The organism is Mycobacterium colombiense (assembly GCF_001665835.1).
In the GTDB taxonomy this organism is placed as follows: domain Bacteria; phylum Actinomycetota; class Actinomycetes; order Mycobacteriales; family Mycobacteriaceae; genus Mycobacterium; species Mycobacterium colombiense_A.
Window position 1 is genome coordinate 75366 of record NZ_LZSX01000098.1, and the last position, 7278, is coordinate 82643.

At 68.4% G+C, this 7278-nt stretch carries 6 protein-coding genes and 1 pseudogene; 4 read left to right on the forward strand and 3 right to left on the reverse strand.

Annotation, left to right across the window (positions count from 1 at the left end; genetic code table 11):
- Positions 1–97: 97 nt before the first annotated feature.
- The 4 genes from A5760_RS24065 (at position 98) to A5760_RS24080 (ending at position 3733) form a co-directional block, all read left to right on the forward strand.
- Entirely contained in the window at positions 98–1375 is a 1278-nt protein-coding gene (locus A5760_RS24065; protein ID WP_064885501.1) for an ammonium transporter, read from the forward strand.
- Between the two features lie 160 nt (positions 1376–1535).
- On the forward strand, positions 1536–2300 hold the full coding sequence (locus tag A5760_RS24070) for an ABC transporter ATP-binding protein (RefSeq protein ID WP_064885503.1): 765 nt from the start codon (positions 1536–1538) through the stop codon (positions 2298–2300).
- Positions 2234–3052, forward strand: a complete 819-nt coding sequence (locus A5760_RS24075; RefSeq protein ID WP_196772194.1) for an ABC transporter permease — start codon at positions 2234–2236, stop codon at positions 3050–3052. The genes A5760_RS24070 and A5760_RS24075 overlap by 67 nt, the downstream gene beginning before the upstream one ends.
- Positions 3053–3109: 57 nt before the next feature.
- Positions 3110–3733: a TetR family transcriptional regulator gene (locus A5760_RS24080; protein ID WP_064885507.1), complete on the forward strand. Its 624-nt coding sequence runs from the start codon at positions 3110–3112 to the stop codon at positions 3731–3733.
- Here the strand turns inward: A5760_RS24080 and A5760_RS24085 are convergent.
- The 3 genes and pseudogenes from A5760_RS24085 to A5760_RS27465 form a co-directional block, all read right to left on the reverse strand.
- Positions 3699–3914, reverse strand: coding sequence for a Trm112 family protein (locus A5760_RS24085; RefSeq protein WP_064885509.1), 216 nt, complete (start codon positions 3912–3914; stop codon positions 3699–3701). The two genes, A5760_RS24080 and A5760_RS24085, sit on opposite strands and share 35 nt — an antisense overlap.
- On the reverse strand, positions 3911–6937 hold the full coding sequence (locus A5760_RS24090; RefSeq protein ID WP_155764453.1) for an acyl-CoA synthetase: 3027 nt from the start codon (positions 6935–6937) through the stop codon (positions 3911–3913). Before A5760_RS24090 ends, A5760_RS24085 begins: the two co-directional genes overlap by 4 nt.
- Before the next feature lie 138 nt (positions 6938–7075).
- Positions 7076–7278: pseudogene (locus tag A5760_RS27465) on the reverse strand (hypothetical protein); the annotation flags it as partial.

Consider the following 7278-nt stretch of genomic DNA (forward strand, 5'->3'; position numbering starts at 1 on the left):
AATCCTCTTTTCTGAACCCAACGAACCTACCGGCAGGCCCGACGTGGCAGTATCCCGGTGTCCCGTGACCTCAGGGCCGCGAGAAGGAGCCCACCTCATGCATGCGATCGATCCCGCCGCCACCGCGTGGCTGCTGGCCAGCACCGCACTGGTTCTGCTGATGACCCCCGGCCTGGCGATCTTCTACGGCGGCATGGTCCGTACCACCGGTGTGCTCAACATGATCATGATGAGCTTCATCTCCATACCGCTGGTGACGGTGGCGTGGCTGCTGGTCGGCTACACCATCGCGTTCTCCGAGGATGGGGGCAGCGGGCTCGTCGGCAACCTCAGGCATTTCGGGATGCTCGGAATCACCCCCGACACCGTCCACGGCACCGTCCCCGAACTGCTGTATGCCACGTTCCAGTTGACGTTCGCGATCGTCACGGCCGCCCTGGTCAGCGGCGCGATCGCCGACCGCGCCAAGTTCGCAGCCTGGATGGTCTTCGTTCCGGTGTGGGCGGTCGCCGTGTATTCGATTGTCGCGCACTGGGTCTGGGGGCCGGGTGGCTGGCTGGCCAAGCTGGGCGTCCTCGACTACGCGGGCGGGCTCGTCGTCGAGATCGTCTCCGGGTCTTCCGCCCTGGCGCTGGCGCTGGTGCTCGGGCCGCGAATCGGGTTCAAGAAAGACGCGATGCGGCCACACAACCTGCCGTTGCTGTTCGTCGGTGTCGGGCTGCTGTGGTTCGGCTGGTTCGGGTTCAACGCCGGTTCCGCCTTGGCCGCCAACGGAACTGCCGCGGCCATCTTCCTCAACACCCTGGTCGCCGGCTGCCTGGGCATGCTCGGTTGGCTGTCGGTCGAGCAGATCCGCGACGGCCGGCCCACCACGTTCGGTGCGGCATCGGGTGTGGTCGCCGGCCTGGTCGCCATCACCCCGTCCTGCGGGACGGTCAACACGCTCGGCGCGACGGTCGTCGGGCTGGCGGCGGGCGTCGTGTGCGCCTTCGCCGTGGGCGCGAAACTGCGCTTCAACTATGACGATTCGCTCGATGTGGTGGGCGTGCACTTCGTCGGCGGCGTGGTCGGTGTGTCGCTGATCGGCCTGTTCGCGACGGCGGTGATGACGGCCGGCCCGCGGGGCCTGTTCTACGGAGGCGGCGTCGGCCAGCTGGGCAAGCAGGCGCTGGCGATCGCGGCCGTCGCGCTCTACGCATTCACCATGACGTTCGTGCTGGGCAAGGTCATCGACCGGCTGATGGGTTTCCGGGTCAGCGCCGAAGACGAGACCACGGGCGTCGATCTCACGCAGCACGCCGAAACCGCCTACGCCGAAGGCGTGCACGGACATCTGCCGCAGCGCCGCCCGGCCACCGGCGAACGCTTCAATTAGCCGTCGGAATTAGGCATCCGGCGCCGCCCGCCCGCGGCGTCTCCCGACCACGCGGCGATTCCGCACTGCGCGAGCGGTGTCGCAAGTCACCACATGGGTGACTGCCTCTCGCGCAATGTCGACCTTGACAACCCCGCGCGACGGGACGATTATTCATCGCATGATGAGTTCATCCAATGATGAATTAATTACCGGCCCCGGGGAACCGGCGGTGCACATCGATCACCTGCGCGTCGTCCGCGGCAAACGCCCAGCTCTGCATGACTTCTCCGTGCGGATCGCCACGGGCAGCATCACCGGCCTGCTCGGGCCGTCCGGCTGCGGCAAGACCACACTGATCCGCTGCATCGTCGGCACCCAGATCATCTCGAAGGGCACCGTCACCGTGCTCGGCGAACCGGCCGGCAGCGCCGAATTGCGCCATCGGATCGGCTACCTGCCGCAGGACCCGACGATCTACGACGACCTGCGGATCGTGGACAACGTCCGCTATTTCGCGGCGCTCTACGGATTCGACGGCCAGGCCGCCGACGCCGCCATCGACCGTGTCGGGCTGACCGATCATCGGACCGCCTTGTGCGGCAACCTCTCCGGCGGTCAGCGCACCCGGGTGTCGCTGGCGTGCGCGCTGGTCTGCCAGCCCGACCTGCTGGTGCTCGACGAGCCCACCGTGGGGCTGGACCCGGTGCTGCGCGCGGATCTCTGGGAGCAGTTTGCCGAGCTGGCCCGTGCCGGGACCACGCTGCTGGTCTCCAGCCACGTGATGGACGAAGCCGACCATTGCGGCGACCTGCTGCTGATGCGCGACGGCCGGTTGGTCGCCCACACCACCCCGTCCCAACTGAGAGAGGACACCGGATGCACGTCACTGGAGGACGCGTTTCTGTCCATCATCAAGCGCAGCGCCATGCGCGAAGCGGGCTGAGCCTGCGCGGCTACACCGCGACCACGACGCGGATCCTGCGCCAATTGGTCGGCGATCACCGCAGTGTCGCGATGATCCTGCTCGTGCCGGTCCTGGTGATCAGCCTGATGTACTTCATGTTCCAGAACGCCCCGCACCGCCCCGGCGGGCCGACCCCGTTCAACAACGCCTGCCTGATCCTGCTGGGCCTGTTCCCGCTGTTCGTGATGTTCATCATCACGGCGATCACCATGCAGCGCGAGCGGGCCTCCGGGACGCTGGAGCGCATCCTGACCACGCCGCTGCGCCGCCTGGATCTGCTGATCGCCTACGGCACCGCCTTCTCCATCGCCGCTGCGGCGCAGGCCACTCTGGCGTGCATCGTGTCGTTCTGGCTACTGGGGTTCAACACCGCCGGCAGCCCGATGTGGGTGTTCGTCATCGCGATCGTCAATGCCGTGCTTGGCGTCGGTTTGGGCCTGCTGTGTAGTGCGTTCGCCCGCACCGAATTTCAGGCCGTGCAGTTCATTCCGCTGGTGATGGTGCCGCAGCTGCTGCTGGCCGGCATCATCGTGCCGCGGGCGCTGATGCCACACTGGCTGCAATGGATCAGCAATGTGCTGCCGGCCAGCTACGCGCTGGAGGCGTTGCAGCAGGTTGGTGCGCACCCGGAACTGACGTTCATCGCGGTGCGCGACATCGTCGTGGTGCTGGGCTTCGCCCTGGCGGCGCTGTGCCTGGCCGCGGCCACGCTGCGACGGCGGACGCCCTAGTGGCGATCGCAAGCGCGGCGCAGCCGGGCGCAGCGGGTCGTCATGGAGGGTCCTAGCATGACGGCCACCAGCGCCGGGCGCCGGCGGCGGGGGCGCCCGGCCGGCAACTCCGGCACCCGCGACCGCATCCTGGACAGCGCCCGGGAGCTGTTTGCGCGCAACGGGATTCGTAACACTTCGATCCGCGCGGTGGCCGCGGCGGCCGGGGTAGATTCGGCGTTGGTGCACCACTACTTCGGCACCAAGGAGAAGCTGTTCGCCGCGGCCGTGCACATCCCGATCGATCCGATGGACATCGTCGGCCGGTTGCGCGAGATGCCGGTCGACGAGCTCGGCTATCGGATCCCATCAATGTTGTTGCCGCTGTGGGATTCCGAGATCGGTGCGGCGTTCATCGCCACGCTGCGGTCCGTCCTGGCCGGCGAGGAGATCAACCTGTTCCGCACGTTCATCGAGGACGTGATCACGGCGGAAATCGGCCCGCGCGTGGACAATCCGCCGGGCAGCGGCACCACCCGGGTCCAGTTCGTCGCGTCACAGCTGGTGGGCGTGGTGATGGCGCGCTACATCCTGCGACTGGAGCCGTTCGCGTCGCTGCCGCCCGAGCAGATCGCGCAGACCATCGCGCCGAATCTGCAGCGCTACCTCACCGGGGATCTGCCGGACGGCCTTGTGCCATGAGCCGGGCGTGCTCGTCGTCGTCGACGTCGCGGGCCTCGTCGATCAGCAGCACCGGGATGCCATCCTCGATGCGGTAGGCGCGCCGCAGCCGCGGGTTGTAGAGCAGTTCGGATCCCACCAGCACCAGCGGGCCCCGGTCGTCCGGGCACACCAGGATGCTCAGCAGTGCATCGTCGATCATGACTGCGCTCCAGCCAGCTCGGAACGGACCCCGGCAGTCAGCCGGCGGTATTGGTCGGCCGCCACATCGAAATACCAGACATGGCGTCCCGGCTTCGGGATGCCGGCCGCACGCAGGGCACTGACGGTGGGGCGGTACGTCGCGCTCAGATTCATCTCCGGCGCGATGCACACGATGTCGGGCCCCAGGCCGATCGGAATCTTGGCGAACGCCTCGGTCAGGTCGGCCGGGGTGATGGAGGCTCCCGGCAACAGCGTCACCGCCGACACCGCTATCTCGTGGTCACCCACCGGCACGTTGTAGGTCACCGCGAGGTCGACACCGGTGATGCATCCCAGCGTCTCGGTGACCGGCTCGGGATAGACGAGGCCGCGCTCGGTGTGGACCACCGAGCCGCGCCGGCCCGCCAACCAGTAGTCGCCGTCATCGTCGCGGTAGAACAGGTATTCGGTCGATATCCAGGTGTCACCGGCGGCGAAGACGCCGCGTTTGACCGAGGCGTTCGGATCGATCGGGCCGTTGGAGGCGGCGAGCAGGACCCCCACCTGTTTGGGTTCGGCGATCTGCACGAAGCCACGCTCGTTCTCCAGGATCAGGTCGTGCTCGGCGTCGTAGGCGCCCAGCTCGATGTGCCCGGCACCCGGCAGCGGGCGGCCCTTGCTGCCGACCTTGGCGCCCGACACGTTGGCCAATACGGCCTGCCCGTCGGTGGTGGCGAAGAACTCGACGACGTGGGCGGGCGTGAACGCGTCGACGACGCGCCCCCACAGTCCGGTCGGCATACCGGAACCGATGAACAGCCGCACCGGGTGATTGCCCTGCAGCACGAACGCGGGATCATCGACGATCTCGCGGAGCATGGCCCAGGTGTAGGACACCACGGTGACGCCGTACTGGCGCACCTCCTGAACGAATCGGGTCGGGTCCAGGCCGCGCGACAGCGCGATGCGGGTGCCGCCGACGACGGCGCCGCCCAGGCTGACCAGCAGCGCCGACTCGTGGTGCAGCGGCGTCAGGCAGTAGACGGTGTCGCGGCGGTCCAGTGCGGCCGTCGATGCGGTACCGAAGGCCGAGACCGCCCAGCGGTAGTTGGTGATCTGCCTGGCCACCAGCTCGCCGCCGGCCGCGCTGAATGCGATGAACGCCAGGTCCCTGGCCAGTCCCGGGTTAGGGCGGTACCAGCCGGGCAGTTCGACGGCGTCCGGGTCGATCTGTTCCATGTCGATGACGTCGGAGTCCTCGGGCAGGTGCAGATCGCGCGACTCCCCGCCGCCGAGCACCAGCACCTGCCGCAGCCCCTGGCGGTCGGACCGCAACACGGCCTCGAGGTTGGTGGGGTCGGTGAGCAGCTCGGTCACCCCGCCGAGCCGCACCGAGGCGGCCAGATCGGCGTCGGGCCGCATCACCACCGCGATGGCACCGAGCCGGGACAGCGCGGCGATGGCCACGAGAGCGCTGGGCCGGGTCTCCATCAGCACGCCGATCCGGTCGCCCTGCCGCACCCCGACGTCGATCAGGCCGCGCACGACGTTGTTGACGCGCCGGTTCACCGCGTCGTAGGTGTGCACCCGGCCGTCGAACAACAGGAATTCGCCCTGCGGCGCGTCGTGGGCCTGCTCTTCGATGATGCGGCCCAGCGAGATCCGGGTGTGGTCGTTGATCTGGCCCAGGCGGACCAGGCGTGGCAGCGTGCGGGCCGTTTCGACAGCAAGGGTGCGCACGGACTTGTTGGCGGCGACGACCGTGTTGGCCGCGCCGCGCACCAGCCCCACCGCCGCCTCGGAGGCTTCCCCGAGGCCGTGCGCCAGCCGGGAGCTCAACGCGACCCCGCTGTCGGTGTGCTCGCCGGGCTGATCGGCCATCAGGTCGATGCTGTCCGGTTTGTCGCCCCCGGTGGACAGCCACTTCACCCATTCGGCGACGGTCGGCCAGCTCTGTTGCGCCGCCTTGGATCCGACGACCAAACCGAAATGCCCTGTGCGAATGGTGGATTCGTAGACTTCGGCGTCCGGTGCCGCGCGCCGGATGCCGCGCACCGAGGCCGGCTGCCCGATGTCGTCGACCTCGCCGACGAACGCCAGAACCGGGCACGTGATGTCGGTGAGGGTGACCATCTGCCCGTTGACGGCGAACCCGCCGGTCATCATCCGGTTGTGGGCGATGAACTGCTTGAGTAGTTCGGAGATCGCCGGGCCCGACCACGCGATCCAGCCCTCGCGTTCGAGGAACCGGCGCTGCTGTTCGCGCGGGAGGAGCGCCTCGCGGTCGTGCAGCTGGCGCAGGAAGTCGACGCGCGCCTTGGCGGTCTTGAGTGGGTCGAGCATCTGAAAGCCGGTGCGCGCCATCCAGCTCGGGATGGCCAGCCGGCTGAAGACGTGGTCGGCCATGAAGTTCGCGGCCGGCGCGGCGAAGTTTGCCGGGATGCCCATCGGCAGGGCGGCCAGGGTGTCCACCGGCGAACCGAAAGTGACGATGCTGGCCAGACTCTTCGAGCGCCGGTAGGCGGCGACCTGGTAGCACCACATGCCACCCTGCGAATAGCCGACCAGATGAATGTCGCTGCCGGCTGTTTCCCGGACCGTGTCGATGGCCTGGCTGAGCGCGACGATGTGGTCGGCCAGGGTGCGACGCATGCCGCCCTCGACCTTGTCGGGTTCGCCGAAGTCGATGACCCAGGGGTCAAGCCCGTGGGCGTGCAGGATCCCCACCGCGCCCTCGTCGCGGGTGACGTCCCACATGTCCGCCGACATCATCATCGGGTGCACCATCAGCACCGGCGGCCCGACGGGCGACGGGCCGCGCCGGCTGTCCGGCGGGAAATACCGCCGCAGCTTGTACATCGGCACGCTCTCGACGGTCTGGGACGGCGACGGCACGCTACCGGTTTCCAAGCCCCCCAGCCGCAAGACCTCCAGCCCGTTCTGCGCGGTGGCGATCAGCCGCTCGACCGGTCGTGTGACCATCGAAAAATTGAGATCCACTGCTGCTCCCTGAGTCTTGACAGCTTGGACATCATGGCACATCAGGGCAGCTAGAAGGGCGGTGGTTCCCCCGATTAGGTGTCAGCCACTGCACCCGTTCAGGTCGATGGTGGACCCCGGCCAGCCGGCAGTACAGGGAGATGTCGGCGCCGGCCTCGCGTGGCGGCCAGCGCAACGTTCTTAGAACGGGGGCGGATCCTCGCCGCCGTCGGCAGGTGGCGCGGGACCGAAGTAGGCGGCCTCGCGCTCTCGACGTTTCGGTTGCCGTGCCTCGCGATTGTGCTTGCGCTCGGCCGTGATTCGGGCGGCCCGGTTTTGGGCGCGGGTGCGCGTGCGTCGGGGCATCATCGCGGTGCGGTCGGCACAACGGTCGGGGCTCGGCG